The 19,351-nt window shown below is 72.2% G+C and carries 15 protein-coding genes and 2 pseudogenes; 5 read left to right on the top strand and 12 right to left on the bottom strand.

What is annotated here, in order from left to right:
* The first annotated feature begins 186 nt into the window (after positions 1–186).
* Complete coding sequence (locus ACWC94_RS40450; RefSeq protein WP_450802553.1) at positions 187–2,154, top strand: N-acetylmuramoyl-L-alanine amidase; 1,968 nt, start codon at positions 187–189, stop codon at positions 2,152–2,154.
* A 16-nt stretch (positions 2,155–2,170) separates the two neighbouring features.
* Here the strand turns inward: ACWC94_RS40450 and ACWC94_RS40445 are convergent, their stop codons facing one another.
* From ACWC94_RS40445 to ACWC94_RS40405, 9 genes and pseudogenes are all read right to left on the bottom strand, one after another.
* Positions 2,171–2,668: a hypothetical protein gene (locus ACWC94_RS40445; protein WP_449197099.1), complete on the bottom strand. Its 498-nt coding sequence runs from the start codon at positions 2,666–2,668 to the stop codon at positions 2,171–2,173.
* Between the two features lie 86 nt (positions 2,669–2,754).
* Positions 2,755–4,194 (bottom strand): annotated as a pseudogene (locus tag ACWC94_RS40440) (3-hydroxybutyrate oligomer hydrolase family protein); the annotation flags it as partial.
* Between the two features lie 134 nt (positions 4,195–4,328).
* Positions 4,329–5,483, bottom strand: coding sequence for an extracellular catalytic domain type 1 short-chain-length polyhydroxyalkanoate depolymerase (locus ACWC94_RS40435; RefSeq protein WP_450802552.1), 1,155 nt, complete (start codon positions 5,481–5,483; stop codon positions 4,329–4,331).
* Between the two features lie 207 nt (positions 5,484–5,690).
* Positions 5,691–6,593 carry a universal stress protein gene (locus tag ACWC94_RS40430; RefSeq protein ID WP_450802550.1) on the bottom strand — a complete coding sequence of 301 codons (903 nt, stop codon included), beginning with the start codon at positions 6,591–6,593 and terminating at the stop codon, positions 5,691–5,693.
* A gap of 138 nt (positions 6,594–6,731) precedes the next feature.
* Positions 6,732–6,974, bottom strand: a complete 243-nt coding sequence (locus tag ACWC94_RS40425) for a DUF397 domain-containing protein (RefSeq protein WP_450802549.1) — start codon at positions 6,972–6,974, stop codon at positions 6,732–6,734.
* An 82-nt stretch (positions 6,975–7,056) separates the two neighbouring features.
* The gene (locus ACWC94_RS40420; protein ID WP_450802548.1) at positions 7,057–8,223 is read right to left on the bottom strand and encodes a thiolase domain-containing protein; all 1,167 of its coding nucleotides are present in this window, start codon (positions 8,221–8,223) and stop codon (positions 7,057–7,059) included.
* Positions 8,220–9,269, bottom strand: coding sequence for a thiolase domain-containing protein (locus ACWC94_RS40415; protein ID WP_450802546.1), 1,050 nt, complete (start codon positions 9,267–9,269; stop codon positions 8,220–8,222). The genes ACWC94_RS40420 and ACWC94_RS40415 overlap by 4 nt, the downstream gene beginning before the upstream one ends.
* On the bottom strand, positions 9,266–10,207 hold the full coding sequence (locus tag ACWC94_RS40410; RefSeq protein WP_450802544.1) for a Zn-ribbon domain-containing OB-fold protein: 942 nt from the start codon (positions 10,205–10,207) through the stop codon (positions 9,266–9,268). Before ACWC94_RS40410 ends, ACWC94_RS40415 begins: the two co-directional genes overlap by 4 nt.
* A gap of 151 nt (positions 10,208–10,358) precedes the next feature.
* Positions 10,359–11,159 (bottom strand): crotonase/enoyl-CoA hydratase family protein, encoded by an 801-nt coding sequence (locus ACWC94_RS40405; protein ID WP_450802542.1) that lies wholly within the window; start codon positions 11,157–11,159, stop codon positions 10,359–10,361.
* 198 nt (positions 11,160–11,357) lie between these two features.
* On the opposite strand from ACWC94_RS40405, the gene ACWC94_RS40400 reads away from it, so the two are divergent.
* Positions 11,358–12,974, top strand: a complete 1,617-nt coding sequence (locus ACWC94_RS40400; RefSeq protein ID WP_450802541.1) for an acyl-CoA synthetase — start codon at positions 11,358–11,360, stop codon at positions 12,972–12,974.
* A 178-nt stretch (positions 12,975–13,152) separates the two neighbouring features.
* Here ACWC94_RS40400 and ACWC94_RS40395 read toward each other — a convergent pair.
* Both ACWC94_RS40395 and ACWC94_RS40390 read right to left on the bottom strand, forming a co-directional pair.
* A pseudogene (locus ACWC94_RS40395) lies at positions 13,153–13,857 on the bottom strand (alpha/beta fold hydrolase); the annotation flags it as partial.
* 38 nt (positions 13,858–13,895) lie between these two features.
* Positions 13,896–14,762, bottom strand: coding sequence for an alpha/beta fold hydrolase (locus ACWC94_RS40390; protein ID WP_450802540.1), 867 nt, complete (start codon positions 14,760–14,762; stop codon positions 13,896–13,898).
* Between the two features lie 209 nt (positions 14,763–14,971).
* Between ACWC94_RS40390 and paaK the strand changes: the two genes are divergently transcribed.
* From paaK to ACWC94_RS40375, 3 genes are all read left to right on the top strand, one after another.
* Complete coding sequence (gene paaK, locus ACWC94_RS40385; RefSeq protein WP_450802538.1) at positions 14,972–16,276, top strand: phenylacetate--CoA ligase PaaK; 1,305 nt, start codon at positions 14,972–14,974, stop codon at positions 16,274–16,276.
* Positions 16,277–16,357: 81 nt separating this feature from the next.
* Positions 16,358–16,690, top strand: coding sequence for an ArsR/SmtB family transcription factor (locus ACWC94_RS40380; RefSeq protein WP_450802537.1), 333 nt, complete (start codon positions 16,358–16,360; stop codon positions 16,688–16,690).
* 97 nt (positions 16,691–16,787) lie between these two features.
* On the top strand, positions 16,788–17,663 hold the full coding sequence (locus ACWC94_RS40375; protein ID WP_450802535.1) for a TIGR03620 family F420-dependent LLM class oxidoreductase: 876 nt from the start codon (positions 16,788–16,790) through the stop codon (positions 17,661–17,663).
* Here ACWC94_RS40375 and ACWC94_RS40370 read toward each other — a convergent pair.
* Entirely contained in the window at positions 17,660–19,156 is a 1,497-nt protein-coding gene (locus tag ACWC94_RS40370) for an acyl-CoA synthetase (RefSeq protein ID WP_450802534.1), read from the bottom strand. The genes ACWC94_RS40375 and ACWC94_RS40370 overlap by 4 nt on opposite strands.
* Between the last annotated feature and the right edge of the window lie 195 nt (positions 19,157–19,351).

Below are 19,351 nucleotides of genomic sequence, written 5' to 3'. Positions count from 1 at the left end.
CACTGGTGTACGCCAGTGACGCCCCGCAGGCCCGTGCACCGCCGCCGCGAAACTCGCCGAAACCCCTCCGTGACAAGGCAAATCGCCGCGGTGACGGCATCATTGACGGATCGTCGGCAAGCCGGTACCACTGACCCAGCTCGGCGCCGCACGCCCCGCCACGCCCGCCCGTCACAGGAGGCCGCTTTGCGAGGTTCCGCCACCGACCCCACGTCCACCCCCGGCCACAGACACCTGCGGCGGGCAGCCGTCCCCCTGGCCTCCGCGGCTCTGCTGCTGCCACTGCTCGGCGCGGCTCCCGCCCCGGGCGCCCCGGGCCCCACCGACCAGTTGCAGCAGGCGTTCGCCGCCGCGGCGGCCGACTACCACGTGCCGCAGAGCGTCCTGCTGGCCGTTTCCTACCTCCAGTCCCGCTGGGACTGGCACGCGGGCGCGCCGAGCGTGACCGGCGGCTACGGCCCGATGCACCTCACGGACGCCCGGACCGCGCTCGCCACCACGGAGCACCTCGCCGAGGGCACGGGGGACGCCCGTGGCGACACCGCCCGCGCCGCCCTGCACCCCGACGTCAGGGTGCCGGCTGCCTCGACGCTCCCGCCCCGCCTGAAGACGCTTCCGAAGGCGGCGGAGCTGACCGGTCTCCCGGCCGAGAAGCTGCGCACCGATCCGGCGGCGAACGTGGCCGGCGGTGCCGCCCTGCTCGCGGCCGCGCAGAAGGAGCTGGGCGAGCCGCTGAGCGCGGACCCGGCCGACTGGTACGGCGCGGTGGCCCGTTTCTCGGGCGCCGACGACACGGCGACCGCGGCGGCGTACGCGAACGACGTGTACGACGTCCTGCGCACCGGCGAGGAGCGCACCACGGACGACGGCCAGTTGGTCGCACTCGTCGCCGAACCGGGGCTGACCGCCGACACCGCCCAGCTGAACCGGGCTGGCCTGGGCACGCTGCCCACGGACGGCGTCGAGTGTCCGCGGTCGGTGTCCTGCGAGGCGGTCTGGGCGCCGTACGCGCAGTTCGGAAACGACGACTACGGCAACCACGACCTCGGCGACCGTCCGGTGTCCCAACGCATCAAGTACATCGTCATCCACGACACGGAGGGAGCCTGGGACGGGGTGCTGAACCTGATCCAGGACCCCACCTATGTGTCGTGGAACTACACCGTGCGCTCGACGGACGGTCTGATCGCCCAGCACGTCAAGGCGAAGGACGTGGCCTGGCACGCGGGCAACTGGGACGTCAACGCCCGGTCCGTCGGCATCGAGCATGAAGGTTTCCTCGCCGACCCGGACGCCTGGTACACGGAGGCGATGTACCGGTCCTCGGCCCGGCTGGTGAAGTACCTGAGCCAGAAGTACGACGTCCCGTTGGACCGGCAGCACATCCTGGGCCATGACAACGTGCCCGGTCCGACCGCGTCCACCATCCCCGGTATGCACACGGACCCGGGTCCGTACTGGGACTGGCGGCACTACTTCCAGTTGCTGGGACACCCGTTCAAGCGCACGGCCGGCCGGTCGGCCGGGCTGGTGACGATCCTGCCGGACTACGCGGCGAACCAGCCGGCGTACACGGGCTGCACCCCCGGCGGTGCCGTGTGCCCGGCGCACGGCTCCAGCGAGGTGCGCCTGTACACGGACCACGACGTGAACGCGCCGCTGGTCAGGGACATCGGTCTGAAGAAGGACCCGACCACCGACGTGAACGACTTGTCCTCCCGGGTGTCCACGGGCCAGCAGTACGTGGTGGCCGACCGCTGGGGCGACTGGACCGCGATCTGGTACCTGGGCCAGAAGGCCTGGTTCGAGAATCCGGGCAAGGCACCGGCGGCGGTGCCCGCCTGGGGCCTGGTGATCACGCCGAAGGACGGCCTGGCGAGCGTCCCGGTGTACGGCCGCGCCTACCCGGAGAAGGAGGCGTACCCGGTGGATGTCCCCGCCCAGTCGGTCGTCCCGCTGCCGTACACGATCCCGGCCGGGCAGAAGTACGTGGTCGGTGACGCGGTGCCGGGCGAGTACTACTACTCGGTCACCTTCACCACCGACTCACACCGGGTCGTGGTGGGCAAGGACCTGTACTACGAGATCCAGTACGGTCACCGGGTCGGGTTCGTGCGTGCCGCGGACGTGACCGTGGAGGGCTCGATGGGGTAGCCGCGCGCCGCCGGCGTCAGCCCTGCTGGAAAAGCTCCGCCGGGAGCGGCTTCAGCAGGGCGTACAGGTCGTCGGTGATCGGACGGTCCCAGGCGGCGATGGTGACGAGGACGCCGTCGCTGCGGTCGAACTGGACGCAGGAGATCCGGGACTCGGACAGCTTCAGCCGCCGCACGATCAGGAGGTTGTCACCCTGGAGGACGGGGGTGTCCTCGACACCGACGACGGTGACCTCCTCGTCGTTCTCCAGCGCCAGCAGCAGCTGGCCCACTTCGAAGGGGATCTCGTCCTCGGCGACCTCGCGGGCCGGGGAGCCTTCCGGCAGATTGCCGATGATCATGGCGGGGCCGCGGCCGCCGAAGAGGTCGTAGCGCAGGAAGACACCCTGGCAGGTGCCGTCGGGGGCGGGCAGAAGGCCCGCGCCGAGGTTGCCCGGCCAGTCGCCCGGGTCCATGGCCAGCACGTCGAAGTCGGGTCCGGCGGGAGTGGCGCTGCGGCGGCGGAGGAACGACATGCGGCCATGGTACGTGGGCTCCGCCGGAAGTGCGGTGCGGGTCCCGGTGGGCGCCGGGGCGGGTCGTCGTTCGACTGCGCAGCCTCGTGTCGGCCCGGCTCCGCTGTCGGTCGGCTCAGGGGGCACCCGGCGAGGAGCGTGGCCGGGGTGGCGTCGGGCGGGCGCGGGACGGTGTGGTCGGCGGGCGGGAGCGCATCCCCGTCGATCCAGCGCTCCAGGGCCTCGAAGGCCGAGCGGTGGCAGGGCACCATCGGACGCAGCCGGTCGGGGAAGGCGTCGACGAGGGAGTCGGTGTGGGTGCCGTCCTCGATGCGGTAGTAGCGCAGCAGGGAGCCCCGTCCGGCCGCGTGGACCATGTGGGCGTAGACGTCGGAGTCCTCGCTGATCGGCAGCAGCACGTCGAGGGTGCCCTGGAGGGTGATCAGTGGCTTGCCGATGCGTCCGGTCAGGGCGATCCGGTCGACCGCGCGGTGGACGGCGGCGGGCCGGGTCGCGTAGTCGTAGTCGGCGTCGCAGGCGGGTGCGCCGGAGGCGCAGAAGGGGGAGCCGGCCTCGGTGGCGCCGTCGTAGCCCGGGTCGAGTTCCTCCCGGTAGATGCGCTGGGTGAGGTCCCAGTAGACCTGGTGGTGGTACGGCCACAGGAATTCCGAGCCGGCCGGGAAGCCCGCCCTGTGCAGGGCGTCCTCGGCGTCGGCGGCCGCGGGGCCGCCGGCGGCGTAGGCGGGGTAGTGGCGCAGCGCGGGCGGCAGGAAGGTGAGCGGGTTGGGTCCGGCCGTACGCCAGAGGGTGCCCTCCCAGTCGACTCCGCCGGCGTAGAGCTCGGGGTGGTTCTCCAGCTGCCAGCGGACCAGGTAGCCGCCGTTGGACAGGCCGGTGGCGAGGGTGCGGGCCGTGGGCCGGTGGTAGCGCTGGGTGACCACGGTGCGGGCCGCACGGGTGAGCTGGGTGAGGCGGGTGTTCCATTCGGCGATGGCGTCGCCGGGCCGCCGGCCGTCGCGGTAGAAGGCGGTGCCGGTGTTGCCCTTGTCGGTGGCGGCGTAGGCGTAGCCGCGGGCCAGCACCCAGTCGGCGATGGCCTTGTCGTTGGCGTACTGCTCACGGTTGCCGGGGGTTCCTGCGACGACCAGGCCGCCGTTCCAGTGGTCGGGAAGGCGGATGACGAACTGGGAGTCGTGGTTCCAGCCGTGGTCGGTGTTGGTGGAGGAGGTGTCGGGGAAGTAGCCGTCGATCTGGATGCCGGGGACGCCGCGGGGTGTGGGCAGGTCCTTGGGTGTGAGACCGGCGTAGTCGGCGGGGTCGGTGTGGCCGGAGGCAACGGTGTCCGCGGTGGTCAGTTCGTCCAGGCAGTCGGCCTGTTGGCGGGCGGCGCCGGGGACCCGTAGGTGGGTGCGGCCGGCGCAGTGGTCGCCGGGGGTGCCGGTGGATGCGGCCGTGGCCGGTGTGGTCAGGAGCAGCCACGCCGCGGTGAGCGACAGCGCGTGGAGAAGGGTTCGGCGTGGGGGCCGTCCGGGCGGTGCGATGGGCATGGGGTTCCTCCGGCTGTGTGTGGACGCGCTGGAGGTTAGGGGTGGCGTGGGCGTGCCGGACATGTGTGGGGCCGCCATGAAGGCGGCCCCCAAAGCGTTGTCGTCCCCCATCGTCGAGCGGGGCTGACCCTCTGTCAGGGGCAGCCGTGGTCGGCGATGGTGTAGTAACCCGTGGGTGACTCCTTCAGTGTGTGGGTGATGAAGGTGTTGTACAGGCCCATGTTCTGCTGGGATCCCTTGGCGTAGGTGTAGCCGCCGCTGGTGGTGGCCCGTCCGGCTTGCACGTGGGCGTGGTTGGTCGCCGTGGAGCAGATCGACTCCGGGAAGTAGGGGGCTGTGGTACTGCCGCACTGCTCGGTGCCGGTGCCCGGGTCGACCGGGGTGCCGTGGCCGATGCCGGGGACCCGGTCGACCTCGACGGCGACCGTGCCGTCGGCGGCGAGGTACTGGTCCTGCCGCGTGGCGTCGGGGCCGATGGTCGTGGTGCGGCTCGGGGTCTGGGAGAGGCCGTGCAGGGCCGTCCACTGGTCGCGCAGCTCCGTGGCGTCGCGCGGGACGACGGTGGTGTCCTGGTCGCCGTACCAGACGGCGGTGCGTGGCCACGGCCCGGTGTACGACGGATAGGCGTCCCGCGCTCGCTGGGCCCACTGGTCCGGGCTGAGGTCGACACCCGGGTTCATGCACGTGTAGGGGCTGTTGCCCTTGGTGCAGTCGTAGGGCAGGCCGGCGACGACCGCACCGGCGGAGAAGACGTCGGGGTAGGTGGCGAGCAGGACGGCGGTCATGGCGCCGCCCGCGGACAGACCGGTGACATAGACCCGCCGGGGGTCGGCGCCGTAGGAGGTCACGGCCCGGCTCACCATCTGCCGGACGGACAGCGCCTCGCCCTGTCCGCGCCGGTTGTCCGTGGTCTGGAACCAGTTGAAGCACTGGCCCGGGTTGTTGGCCGAGCTGGTCTGCGCGAGCACCAGCAGGAAGCCGTCGCGGTCGGCGAGCCGGGGCAGTCCGGAGTTGTCGGCGTAGACCTGTGCGTTCTGGGTGCAGCCGTGCAGGGCCACGACGACCGGCGGGTGCGCGGGCAGGGAGGCGGGCCGGTACACGTACATGGTGAGGGCGCCCGGATCGGACCCGAAGTCACTCACCTCGGTGAGCGTCACGGAGGCCCGGGCGGCGGGCACGGGCCCGGCGATCGCGGTGCCGAGGACGACGGCGGCGACGGCGAGGAGACGGGACAGGAGACGGGCGCGGGGCGGCGCTCCGGGCGCCCTTCTGAACGGTGGCAGCGGCATGGGCGGCTCCTTCGCAAGGACATGTGTCCCGGCCGCTCGTGCGCGGGGCGGCGCACGCAGCGCCGGGCGTGGCGGAACCGTATGTACGTGTGTGGGTCGCCACCATGGCGCGGGACACCACAGCCGGGTCCGTGCCGGTCGGCGCCGCACGGATTGCGGAGTGCCGTGCGCTCTGGTACGCCGATTCGGCCCGCGTCGCTGCCGGGCTCACCCCTGCGGCGGTCCCGGCGGCACCACCGCGATCGGGCTCGCGGCGTGCAGCAGGACGGCCTGGGTGACCGAGCCCATCATGCGGGCCGGTGCGAGCAGGCGCCGCCGGTGCCGGCCGACGACGACCAGATCGGCGTCCTTGGAGGCGGCGACGAGGTGGCCGGCCGCGTCGCCGGGCAGCGCCTCGGCGTCGGCGCGGACGTCGGGGTGCCGCTTGCGGTGCGGGGCGAGGAAGCCCTCGGCGAGGGCCCGGGTCTCGTGCTCGACGGCGTCCCGGTCGGCCTGGGGCGGCACCAGCTGGCCGGGGACGGACCAGGTCTGCACCGGCCACGGGTAGGCGGCGATCACCTGGACGCGGGCCGCTCGCAGGGCGGCCTCGGCGAAGGCGAAGGCGAGGGTGGCCTCGTCGGGGCTGTCGGCGTGCAGGCCGACGACCACCCGCGGCCCGGGCTCGGCCGGGCCGCCGCCGTGCACCTGACGGCCGGGCCGGGGTACGACGACCACCGGGCACCCGGAGTCCCGGGCGGCGGCCAGTCCGTTGGAACCGAGCAGCAGGCTGGCGAAGCCGCCACGCCCCCGGGAGCCGAGGACCAACAGCTGGGCGTCGGCGCCGAGTTCCGGCAGCACGGCGCCCGGTACGCCCTCCAGGGCGACGTACTCCACGGAGGGCTGTGCGGCACGGTCCGCGAGCCGGCTGTGCACGTCGTCCAGGACCGGATCGCCCTCCGCCTCGGGCGGCCCGGCGACCAGCACGTCGGCCTGGCCCCAGGCGGCGTACTGCCGTACGTGCACCACCCGCAGCGGCGCGGCGCGGCGGCGGGCCGCGTCGAAGGCCCACTCCAGCGCGCGCAGGCTGTCGTCCGAGCCGTCGACCGCGGCGATGACCGGTGCAGTGCTCATCGTCCCTCACCTTCCGGAACACGGCCTTCCCCGTGCTGGGGCCAGCCTGACGCAGGCTGCGGTTCCAGCGGGGTCCTGCTGGTCGCGTGTCCGGAAATCGGCTCGGAACACCCCCGGTTCAGTTCATGTGGATCCGGGTCAGGTGAGGTCGAACTCCCCTTCACGGGCTCCGGTGACGAAGGCACCCCATTCCGCCGGTGTGAAGATCAGGGACGGGCTTTCCGGACGGCCGCTGTTGCGCATCGCGATGAAGCCCTCGACAAACGCGATCTGGACATCGCCCAGACCCCGGCTGCTGGACTGCCACTCCGCCCTGCTGAGGTCCAGCTCCGGCTTGTCCCAGCCCGTGAGCGGCTGCTGCTGGATCGTGCTCTCGGCCACGTCCGTGCTCCTCCCGGTTCGTCGTCCGCGGGTCAGCCTAGCGACCGCTCACGATGCCCGACAGGCCACGTGGGGAGGACTTTCAGGACTCCGGTGGACGCGCTCCCACGAGCCACATGGAGAAGAACTGGGAGCCGCCGCCGTAGGCGTGTCCGAGCACCCGGCGGGCGCCGTCCACCTGGTGTTCCCCGGCCTGGCCGCGCACCTGGAGGGCGGCCTCGGCGAAGCGGATCATGCCGGAGGCGCCGATGGGGTTGGTGGACAGCACACCGCCCGACATGTTGACGGGCAGGTCCCCGTCGAGTTCGGTCACCCCGGACTCGGTGAGCTTCCAGCCCTCCCCTTCCTCGGCGAAGCCCAGGTTCTCCAGCCACATGGGCTCGTACCACGAGAAGGGCACGTACATCTCGACGGCGTCGATGTCCCGGCGGGGGTCGGCGATGCCGGCCTGCCGGAAGACGTCGGCGGCGCAGTCCTTGCCGGCCTGCGGGGAGACGAAGTCCTTGCCGGCGAACAGGGTCGGCTCGCTGCGCATGGCGCCGCCGAGCATCCAGGCGGGTGGGCGGGGCGCGCGGGCCGCTCCGGCGCGGTCGGTGAGGACCATGGCGCAGGCGCCGTCGGAGGACGGACAGGTCTCGGAGTAGCGAATGGGGTCCCACAACATGGGCGAGGCCTGGACCTTCTCCAGCGTGATGTCGTGCTCGTGGAGGTGGGCCCAGGGGTTCTTGAGGGCGTTGCGCCGGTCCTTGTAGGCGACGAGGGAGCCGATGGTGTCGGGGGCACCGCTGCGCCGCATGTAGGCGCGCACATGCGGGGCGAAGAAGCCGCCGGCGCCGGCGAGCAGGGGCTGCTGGAAGGGGATCGGCAGGGACAGGCCCCACATGGCGTTCGACTCGGACTGCTTCTCGAAGGCGAGGGTGAGGACGGTGCCGTGGACCCGGGCGGCGACCAGGTTCGCGGCCACGAGTGCGGTGGAGCCGCCGACGGAGCCGGCGGTGTGCACCCGCAGCATGGGCTTGCCCACGGCGCCCAGCGCGTCCGCCAGGTACAGCTCGGGCATCATCACGCCCTCGAAGAAGTCGGGCGCCTTTCCGATGACGACGGCGTCGATGTCGGCCCAGGTCAACTCCGCGTCGTCCAGGGCCCGCCGGGCCGCCTCACGGACGAGTCCGGCGATCGACACGTCCCGGCGGGCGGCCACGTGCTTGGTCTGGCCGACGCCTATCACGGCCACGGGCTCCTTGCTCATCGTGGATCCCCTTCGAGTACGGCGACCAGGTTCTGCTGGAGGCAGGGGCCGGAGGTGGCGTGGGCGAGGGCGCGGTCGGACGCGCCGCGGTGGATGCGGGCGGCGGCCTCGCCGATGCGGATCAGGCCGGCGGCCATGACGGGGTGGGCGGCCGGCGCCCCGCCGGAGGGGTTGACGCGCACGTCGTCACCGAGGCGGAGCGCCCTGCGCAGGACCACTTCCTGGGAGGTGAACGGCGCGTGCAACTCGGCGGTGTCGACGGGCCGTTCGAAGGCACCGGCGTGCTCGGCGGCGAGCCGGGCGGAGGGCGAGTCGGTGAGGTCGCGCACGCCCAGGCCGTGCGCCTCGATGCGGTGGTCGATGCCGCGGATCCAGGCGGGCCGCTCGCACAGCCGGCGGGCCCGCTCCCCCGCCGCGAGGACCACCGCGGCGGCGCCGTCGGACACGGGCGGGCAGTCACCGGTGCGCAGGGGCCGTACGACGTAGTCGCCGTGCGGGACCGGTCCCTTGAGCTGGGCGTGCGGGTTGGCGGTGGCGTCGGCACGGCTGCGGGCGCCGACGGCGGCGAGGGCCGGTTCGTCGGTGTGGCCGGCGTCCATGAGCGCCTGGGCCTGGAGTGCGGCGAGGGCTATGGAGTCGGGCCACAGGGGTGCGACGTAGTACGGGTCCAGCTGGCGGGTGAGGACGTCCCGCACCGAGCCGGGCGAGCACTTGCCGTAGGAGTAGACGAGCGCGGTGTCGGCGTCGCCGGTGCGCAGCTTGGTCCAGGCCTCGTACAGCGCCCAGGCGCCGTCCATCTCGACGTGGGACTCGGAGATCGGCGGCCAGGCGCCGACGCCGTCCAGGGCGAGGGTGAAGGAGAAGGCGCGGCCGGCGAGGTAGTCGCTGGAGCCGGAGCAGGTGAAGCCGATGTCGGCGGCCCTCAGTCCGGTCTGCGCGAGGACCTGGTGCAGCACCGGCATGAGCATCTCGACCTCGGAGGACTCCTCGGTGGAGCGCCGGTGGTCGGTCTGGGCGAAGGCGACGACCGCGATCTCCCGGGTCACAGCAGCTCCTTGAAGGTGTCGTAGTCGGCGTCGGGTTCCCCGGTGGGCCGGTAGTGGTCGGGGTAGTGGGCGCCGTCGGTCCACACGGGCTCGACGCGCAGGCCCATGCGCACCTGGTCGTAGGGGATGCCGCCGATCCGGGCGTGCAGGGCGAGGTCGGCGCCGTCGAGGGCGATGTGCGCGTAGACGTAGGGCACCTCGATGTCGAGGTTCTTCGCCTTGATGTTGACGATGCAGAAGGTGGTGACTGTGCCGCGCGGCCCTACCTCGACCCGTTCCGCTGTGGCGACGCCACATGTGGGGCACGCACCCCTGGGCGGGACGTACACCTTGTGGCAGGAGGGGCAGCGTTCGCCGACGGTCCGCCGGTCGGCAAGGGCGTGGATGTAGTCGGACTGGGCGCGGCCGGGTGAGTAGGTGTAGTCGAGGCGGGCGGGGGCGACGATCCCGGTGAGGGGGTCGGCGAATTCCCCGCTGCGGCCGCCCGGTTGCTCCGGCTCGCCGTCGTACGGCTCGAAGCAGGCGATGTCGGTGATGTCGCCGGTGCGGTCCCCGGCCCAGCGGACGCGGACCCGCATGCCGGTGCGGACGGCGTCGGGGCCGGGGGCGTCGAGGGCGTGGAGCAGGGCGGTGTCGGCACCGTCGAGCCGGACCAGGACCCAGGCGAAGGGAGTGCCGAGGGGCTGGCCGCGGCGGGGTTCGTGGTTCCAGGCCCAGGTGGTCACCGTACCCGTGGGGGCGACCTCCACCAGGTCGCGGATCTCCTCGGCGGTGACGGGGTCGTACTCGACGGGCGGGACGAGGACGCGTCCGTCGGTGGTCCGCACGCCGAGGACGACGCGTTCGCGCAGGCCGGTGAGGAAGGCGCTCTGGACGGGGCCGAGGGAGCGGGTGAAGGGGAACTCGACGACGAGGGGGGCTTTGAGGACTTCGGGCATCGGCTGCCTCCTTGGGAGGTCGGCGGTGAAGGCGTGCCCCGTGCGGGGCGCGGGGCGGTGGCGTGTGCGGCTCCGCCGCGTGGGCACGACCGGTCCACGGCGGCCCGCGGCCTGCGAACGGCGTCTGCCGCCCGGCTCACCCCGCGGAGCGTCATGCGCGCTTGTAGACGGGGGGCCGCTTCTCCGCGAAGGCGCGGGCGCCTTCCTTGGCGTCGGCGGTGTCGAAGACCGGCCAGCCGCGCGTGAGTTCGGCCGCGAGTCCGTCGGTCTCCGTCATCTCGGCGGTCTCGTACACCGACGCCTTGACGGCCTCGACGGCGAGCGGGCCGCAGGCGTTGATCTGCCCGGCGATCTCCAGGGCCTTGTCGAGGGCGGTTCCGTCGGGGACGACGTGGCCGATCAGACCGATGTCCGCGGCCTCCCGTGCGCTGTACGGCCGTCCGGTGAGCAGCATCTCCAGGGCGTGGGTGCGCGGGATCTGGCGTTGCAGCCGGACGGTGGAGCCGCCGATCGGGAACAGCCCGCGCCTGACCTCGAACAGGCCGAAGGTGGCGGACTCGCCCGCGACCCGGACGTCGGTGCCCTGGAGGATCTCGGTGCCGCCCGCGACGCAGTACCCCTCGACGGCGGCGATGACCGGTTTGCGCGGGCGGTGGTGGCGCAGCATCGCCTTCCAGTGCAGGTCCGGGTCGGCCTTGAGCCGGTCGCGGTAGTGCTCCCCCTCCATGCCGTTCCCGGCGAGCGCCTTGAGGTCCATGCCGGCGCAGAAGGAGCCACCGGACCCCGTCAGCACGACGGAGCGGATCTCGTCGTCCGCGTCGGCCTCGAGCCAGCCGTCGTACAGGCCGACGAGCATCGGGAGCGAGAGCGCGTTCCTCGCGTCGGGCCTGTTGAGCGTGAGCACCAGTGTGGCGCCCTCGCGCCGCACGGTGAGGTGTTCCGTCCCGCCCATCGGCTTTCTCCCCTCGGTGAGAACGAGAACAGGTTGCAGGAGGCGGTGAGGCACTTCAAGGGATCTCCCAGGGTTTTCTGACAGCCAGTCAGATTTATGGGCGCGGGGCCTTCACAGTTGCCGCGCGCTTTGCTCTGATGACCGGCGAACCGACCGATGCGCCTTTGGTCGTCAGGACTGCCGGGGTCAGGAGGAGCGGTGGAGTACAACCTTGCCGACCTGTTCGAGTCGGTCGTCGACGTGGTCCCGGACCGCGAGGCGCTCGTGTACGCCGACCATCCCGGCACCGGCGCGGAGCGCCGCCTGACGTACGCGGAGCTGGACGCGGCGGCCAACCGCATCGCCCACCACCTCACCGACACCGGGATACGCCCCGGCGAACACCTGGGCCTGCACCTGTACAACGGCGTCGAGTACCTGCAGACGGCGCTGGCCTGCCTGAAGGCGCGGATCGTCCCGGTCAACGTGAACTACCGCTATGTCGAAGACGAGTTGGTGTACCTGTACCGGGACGCCGATCTGGTCGCGCTGGTCTTCGACGCGGAGTTCGCGGACCGGGTGGCGGGTGCGTTGCCGCGGGTGCCGAAGCTGCGGCATCTCCTGCGGGTCGGTCCGCAGACGGCCGGGGTGCCGGGCGCGGTGGCGTTCGCCGGCGCGGAGGCCGCCGGGTCGGCCGGCCGGGACTTCCCGGTCCGCTCCGGTGACGACCAGTTCATCATCTACACCGGCGGCACGACCGGCATGCCCAAGGGTGTGATGTGGCGCCAGGAGGACCTGTTCTTCGCCGGGCTGGGCGGCGGGGCGCCGACCGGGGAGCCGGTGAAGACGCCTCAGGAGCTGGCCGAGCGGGTCGCCGCGGGCGGCTCCGGGATCACCTTCTTCCCCACTCCCCCGCTGATGCACGGCACCTCCACGCTGACGGCGTTCATCGGCTTCAACTTCGGCCAACGTGTGGTCCTGCACCGCAAGTTCGTCCCGGAGGAGGTGCTGCGGACCGTCGAGAAGGAGAGGGTCACCAGCATGTCGCTGGTCGGCGACGCGATGCTCCGGCCGCTGATCGACGCGCTGAGCGGACCGATGAAGGGCACGGACTGCTCGGCCCTGTTCAGCGTGTCCTCGTCGGGCGCGATCATGTCGGAGACGGTGCGCCGGCAGTTCCGGGAGCTGGTCCCGAACGCCGTGCTGCTCAACAACTTCGGCTCCTCCGAGTCCGGTTTCAACGGTACGGCGACGGAGGACTCGGGGCCGGAGCGCGGTTTCCGCATCCGGGTCAACTCCCGGACCCGCGTGGTGGACCCGGCGACGCACGAGATGGTCACCCCGGGCGAGATCGGCCGGGTCGCCCAGTGCGGCCATGTGCCGCTGGGCTACTACAACGACCCGCGGAAGACGGCCGAGACCTTCTTCGAGAAGGACGGACAGCGCTGGGTCCTGCTGGGCGACATGGCGACGGTCGACGAGGACGGCGTGGTCACCGTGCTCGGCCGGGGCTCGCAGTGCATCAACACCGGGGGCGAGAAGGTGTACCCGGAGGAGGTCGAACAGGCGCTCAAGGCGCATCCGGATGTGTACGACGCCCTGGTCGCCGGGGTACCGGACGCCACCTGGGGCACTCATGTGGCGGCCGTGGTGCAGTTGCGCGAGGGGGCGGCGCGGCCCTCGCTCGCGGACATCCAGAGCCACTGCCGTACCCGGCTGGCCGGTTACAAGGTCCCCCGCCAGCTGGTCGTCACGGAGTCCATCCAGCGGTCCCCGAGCGGCAAGGCCGACTACCGGTGGGCCCGGGAGGTGGCGGTCGCGGCCGACCAGCCGTAGCCCGCCGGGGTGTCCGGCACGCGCACCGGCCGACCGGATGACTCTCCGCGTACGACCGACGCCCGCACTGCCGGAGGCCCGCGTCGCACGCCACCCCGTCCGGGCGATGGACGGCTTCCATGACCGGTTCCTGACGGCGTTCGGGCCGCGGGCCTGCCGAACCCGGCGGTGTCGGTGATCACGGGTCGAGGAACTCCCGCAGCACGGCGAGGAATTCCTCCGGGCAGGACTCGTGCACCAGGTGCCCCGCGTCCAGGGTCACCAGCGAGGCGTCCGGGATCAGCCGGGCGAGCTGGGCGACCTGGTCCTGCGGGATGAGGCTGGTGGGGCCACCCCCGATGACAAGCGTCGGCATGGTGATCCGGTCCATGTGGTCCCACCACACAGGATCGGGGGCGTTGCGTTGCGCGTCGGTGGCCCGCACCATCGCCCAGTCGAACGGCAGCTCCCCCGCGGGCCGTTCGGCGGGCGGGCGGGGCGGGTCGAGCGGCACGGGTGCGCAGACATCCTCCAGCACCAGGCGTCGTACGGCCCCGGGGTGGCGCTGCGCCAGCAGGTAGGCGACGATCCCGCCCAGCGAATGGCCCACGACATCGACGCCGTCGAGGCCGAGGGCGGACAGCAGGGCGTGGACGTCGTCGCTCATCGCCTCGGCCGGGTAGTCCCCCGGCCAGTCGCTGTGTCCGTGGCCGCGCAGATCGGGGGCGTACACCCGGCGGGGGCGCGGGGGCGCCGCGAGCCGTTCGGCGATGTGCGTCCAGTCCCCGCCGTCGGCGCCCCGGCAGTGCAGCAGCACGACGGGCGGGGCGTCCGCCGGCCCCCAGGCCCGCCAGGCCAGGGTGATGCCGTTCGCCTCGACGGTGTGCGGCGTCGCGGTGTCCATGCCGGACACGCTAACCGGGCCCGTCCGTCCCCGGCCGCCTACTCTGCCGAGGGCAGAAGGGCGCCCGCGGGCCCGTCCAGGAAGGCGAGGATTCGCTGGACGAACCACTCCGGGTCGTCCAGCCAGGGGTAGTGGCCGGCACCGGGCTGGACGGCGAGCCGGGCCCGCGTGAAGGCCTCGGCGGCGCGGCGGGCGAGGCTCGGGTTCGGACCGCCGTCGAGTTCCCCGGCGTGGACGAGGACCGGCACGGTCAGCGCGGCGAGGGCGGTACGGGTCGCGTCCGGCGTGAAGGCGCCGTCGGCGAAGTAGCGCTCCGCCGCCTCCTCGTTGGTCTGCTCCGGTTCCTCGTCGGTGTGCGCACGGGCGGCGTCGTCCCAGCGGCCGTGGAAGAACGGCAGGAACGCGTCGTCGAAGTCCGCGTCGCCCGCCAGCCAGGCCCGGAAGGCGGGGAAGGCCTGCCCGAACCACGGCTCGTCCGCGCGCAGCCGGGCCGCGGCCAGCCGGTCCTCGGGGGTCGCCCGCAGACCCAGGGCGGAGGGGTTGGGCGTGATGAGCAGCAGCCGCCGGATCCGCTGCGGATGACGGGCCGCGTAGAGCATCGCGAGGGCCGCGCCCGCCGAGTGGGCGAGCAGATCCATGTGCTCCAGGCCCATGTGTGCGCGCCATACCTCCACGTCCTCGACCATCCGGTCGCAACGGTAGGTCGCCGGGTCCGACGGCAGCGCGGAGTCACCGGTGCCCCGCAGGTCCAGCAGGGCCAGGCGCCGGTGCGCGGCCAGCCCGCCGAGGTCGCCGAGGTAGGCGGAGGCACGCATGGGCCCGCCGGGCAGGACGGCGAGAGGCTCACCGGCACCCCGCAGGTGGTAGGCGAGCCGGGTTCCGTCGGACGCGGTGAAGGTCGGCATGGGCATGATCATGTCGGTCCTCCCCGAGCGGCGCAACGCCGAAGGTCCCCGTGCCCGTCACAGCTGCCCGTGCCCGGTTTCCGGCGCGGCCGGCGCAGAAAATCCTCGCAGCCCTCTTGCCTGGAGTCGCATGGCCTGAATTACTGGCCCCGATGGAGCGACCGAATGATCGGTCGTCCGGAATGTGAGGACGCGAGGGAGAGGGCTCGATGGCGGACGCGACGGATCTGCTCGACGCGGGCGAACGGCTCGGAAGCGAGGAACTGCGGGAGCTCCAGCTGGAGCGCCTGCGCACCTCGCTGCGGCACGCCTACGACAACGTCCCGTTCTACCGGCGGTCCTTCGACAAGGCCGGCGTCCGCCCCGAGGACTGCCGCTCCCTCGCCGATCTGGCCCGTTTCCCGTTCACGGCCAAGGCCGACCTCAGGGAGAACTACCCGTACGGGATGTTCGCCGTGCCACGCGAGCGGATCCGCCGGCTGCATGCCTCCAGCGGCACCACCGGCCGCCCCACGGTGGTCGGCTACACGGACAACGACCTTTCCCTGTGGGCCGACATGGTGGCGCGGTCGATCCGGGCGGCCGGCGGGCGGCCCGGCGACCTCGTGCATGTGGCGTACGGCTATGGACTGTTCACCGGCGGCCTGGGCGCCCACTACGGCGCCGAGCGCCTGGGCTGTACGGTCGTACCGGCCTCCGGCGGTATGACGGCCCGGCAGGTGCAGCTGATCCAGGATCTGGAGCCGGCCGTCATCATGGTGACCCCGTCCTACATGCTCACACTGCTGGACGAGTTCGAGCGGCAGGGCGTGGACCCGCGCGCCACCTCGCTGCGCGTGGGCATCTTCGGGGCCGAGCCCTGGACCGAGCAGATGCGGCGCGAGATCGAGGAGCGGTTCGCGATCGACGCCGTCGACATCTACGGCCTGTCCGAGGTGATCGGCCCGGGGGTGGCCCAGGAGTGCGTGGAGACCAAGGACGGGCTGACCGTGTGGGAGGACCACTTCTATCCGGAGGTGGTCGATCCGATCACGGGTGAGGTGCTGCCGGAGGGCGAGCGGGGCGAGCTGGTGTTCACCTCGCTGACCAAGGAGGCCATGCCGATCATCCGGTACCGCACCCGCGACCTCACCCGGCTGCTGCCCGGCACGGCGCGGGCGTTCCGGCGGATGGAGAAGATCACCGGGCGCAGTGACGACATGGTGATCCTGCGCGGGGTCAACCTGTTCCCGACCCAGATCGAGGAGATCGTGCTGCGCACGCCCGGCGTGGCGCCCCACTTCCAGCTCCGGCTGACGAGGGAGGGCCGGCTGGACCGGCTGACCGTCCGCGCCGAGGCCCGCCCGGACGCGGGCCCGGAGACACGGGACGCGGCGGCCCGGTCGATCGTCGCGGCCGTGAAGGACGGGATCGGGGTGTCCGTCGACGTGGAGATCGTGGAGCCGGAGTCACTGGAGCGGTCGGTCGGCAAGATCCGGCGGATCGCGGACCTGCGGCCCAAGGACGCCGGGTAGGGCCTCGACGCGGCGTGACGGACGGAGGGCGGTCGTATCGACGTACCTCGAAACGTCGCCGTCGGCCTATACTTCCGAGCCATGACGGACAGCACCCCCGCCCCGGACCCGGACCTCGTCAACGCGCTGCGGGCGCTGTCCAACCCGATGCGCCTGCAGATGCTGCGCTGGCTGCGGGAACCCGAGCGGCACTTCCCGATGGAGACAGCCATAGCCGATCCCGCCGAGGTCGGTGTGTGCGTGAGCCACATTCAGGCCAAGGCGGGGCTGGCCCAGTCCACCGTGTCCGCCTATATGGCCGAGCTCCAGCGCTCGGGTCTCGTCCGTGCCACCCGCGTCGGCAAGTGGACCCATTACAAGCGGGACGAACAGCGCATCGCCGACCTGGTCGCGGAGCTCGGGCAGACGCTCTGACCGCACACCTCCGCCGCCCGCCACCCCTCCCTTGTCAAACATATCGAGAATCTGCGATATTACGATCCGACGATGTCATCTTTGAAGGAGCGCATCGATGGACCTCGGCACGTTCGGGATCTACACCTTCGACTTCGAGTACCAGCCGGCCGCGCGGATCCGGGACTCCGTCCAGGAGCTGGAGGATCTGGGCTGGCGGGCCGTCTGGATCCCGGAGCTGCTCGGCCGGGACGCGTTCACGCACGCCGGGTTTCTACTCGCTTCGACGCGGCGGCTCGGCGTCGTGAACGGCATCGCCCGGATCTGGTCCCGGGAGGCGACCTGGACGCACGGTGCCGCCCTGCTGCTCGCAGACGCCTATCCAGGGCGGCACGTGCTCGGCCTGGGTTTCGGCGGGCAGCCTCGTCCGGGAGTCAAGCCCCTCGCCGCGATGGCCGGGTACCTCGACGAGATGGATGCCCTGGAGACGCCCAACCCCCGCCCCGCACGGCCCGTCCGGCGCCTGCTGGCCGCGTACGGTCCCAGGATGCTCGAGCTGGCCCGCGACCGCGCCGAGGGGGCCCAGACCTACCACGTGAACACGGCCCACACCGAGCAGGCGCGGGAGATCCTGGGGCCGGACGCCTTCCTGGCCGTCGAGCACGCCGTGCTGTTCGAGAGCGACCCGGACCGGGCCCGCGCCCTCGCCCGCGACCACCTGCGCGGCTACCTCGCAACCCCTTACAACATCGCCAAGTTCCGCCGGCTCGGATACACCGATGACGACCTTTCCGGCGGTGGCAGCGACCGGTTCGTGGACGACCTGGTGTTCTGGGGCGATCCGGACACGGTCGCAGGCAAGCTGCAGGGGCATGTGGAGGCGGGCGCCGATCACGTCGCCGTACAGGTGATCGGCGTCGGGCCGGGCGAATCGGCGCTCCCCGCCTGGCGGTTGCTGGCCGACGCCCTGCTGCCGTCGAAGACCACCCCCTAGCCGCTGAAGCGGTCGCGCAGTTCGCGCTTGAGGATCTTCCCACTGGCATTGCGCGGCAACTCGGCCACGAACTCCACCCGCTTGGGTGCCTTGAAGGGCGCGAGCTTCCCCTTCACGTGCTCGACCAGCTGTTCCTCCGTCACCTCCGCGCGCGGGACGACAACCGCCGTCACGGCTTCGATCCACCGCTCGTCGGGCAGGCCGATCACGGCGGCCTCGGCGACGGCCTCGTGGGTGTAGAGCGCGTCCTCGACCTGGCGTGAAGCCACCAGGACCCCACCGGAGTTGATGACGTCCTTCACCCGGTCCACGATCGTGAGGTAGCCGTCGGCGTCACGCACCGCGAGGTCGCCGGAGTGGAACCAGCCGTCCCGGAAGGCCTCGGCGGTCTCCTCGGGCTTGTCCCAGTAGCCCTCGCACAACTGCGGTGAGCGGTAGACGATCTCGCCGGGCGCGCCGTCGGGCACGTCCTCGCCCTTGTCGTCCACGACCCGGGCGTCCACGAACAGCACGGTACGGCCGCACGAGTCCAGCCGGCCCTCGTGTTCGTCGGGGCCCAGCACCGTGGCCAGCGGGCCGATCTCGCTCTGCCCGAAGCAGTTGTAGAAGGCGAGCCCCGGCAGGCGCTCGCGCAGCCGCCGCAGGACCGGGACGGGCATGACCGACGCGCCGTAGTAGGCCTTGCGCAGGCCGCCGAGGTCCCGGGTGGTGAAGTCGGGCCGGTTCGCCAGGCCGATCCACACCGTGGGCGGCGCGAACAGGCTGTCCGCGCGGCCCGCTTCGACCAGATCGAAGAGCCGGTCCCCGTCCGGCGCGTCCAGGATGATGTTGCTCGCGCCGACGGCGAGGTACGGGAGCAGGAACACGTGCATCTGCGCCGAGTGGTACAGCGGCAGCGCGTGCACCGGCCGGTCCCCGGCACTCAGGTCGAGGGCGGTGATGGCGCTCAGGTACTCGTGCACCAGGGCCCGGTGGGTCATCATCGCGCCCTTGGGCAGGGCGGTCGTACCGGAGGTGTACAGCAGCTGTACCAGGTCCTCGGTACGGGGTTCGGGCCCGCCGTACGGCGGTGTGCCGGCCAGCCGGGCGAGCAGCGAGCCGTCGGCGTCCCGCAGCGGCAGCACGCGTACCCCGTCCGGGAGCCGGCCGGCCAGGCCGGGGTCGGCGAGGACGAGGGTGCTGCCGGACTGGCCGACGAGGTACGCCAGGTCGTCCCCGGTGAGGTTGTGGTTGACCGGCACATGGACCAGGCCCGCGCGGGCACAGGCGAGGAAGCCGATGAGGTAGGCGTCGGAGTTGTGGCCGTAGGCGCCGACCCGGTCCCCGGGCGTGAGGCCCTGCGCGAGGAGTACCGAGGCCGCGCGGGAGACGGCGTCGTCGAGTTCCTCGTACGTCCAGCGGCGTTCGCCGTACTCCACCGCGAGGCGGGCCGGGGTGCGCCGGGCGCTGCGGCGCAGCACCCCGTCGACCGTGCTGCCGTGTCCCTGCGTCATGGCTCAGATCCTCGGCCCGTCACGGAAGCAGGTCAAGCATCGACGGTCGATCACCGAAAGCAACTATTTTGCTTCTGCGTGCTCCCGTGCGCCCCTTTGGAGAAAGGTTTCCGGAAACCGAGCGCCGCTGAACCTGGGCAGGACATTTCTCAAGCCGAGTCCGTAGCACCTTCATACATTTCACGCGTCACGTCG

This window comes from Streptomyces sp. NPDC001135 (assembly GCF_053598395.1).
The sequence above is the reverse complement of the archived record's forward strand: the minus strand, read 5'-3'. Positions and strand labels throughout refer to the sequence as shown.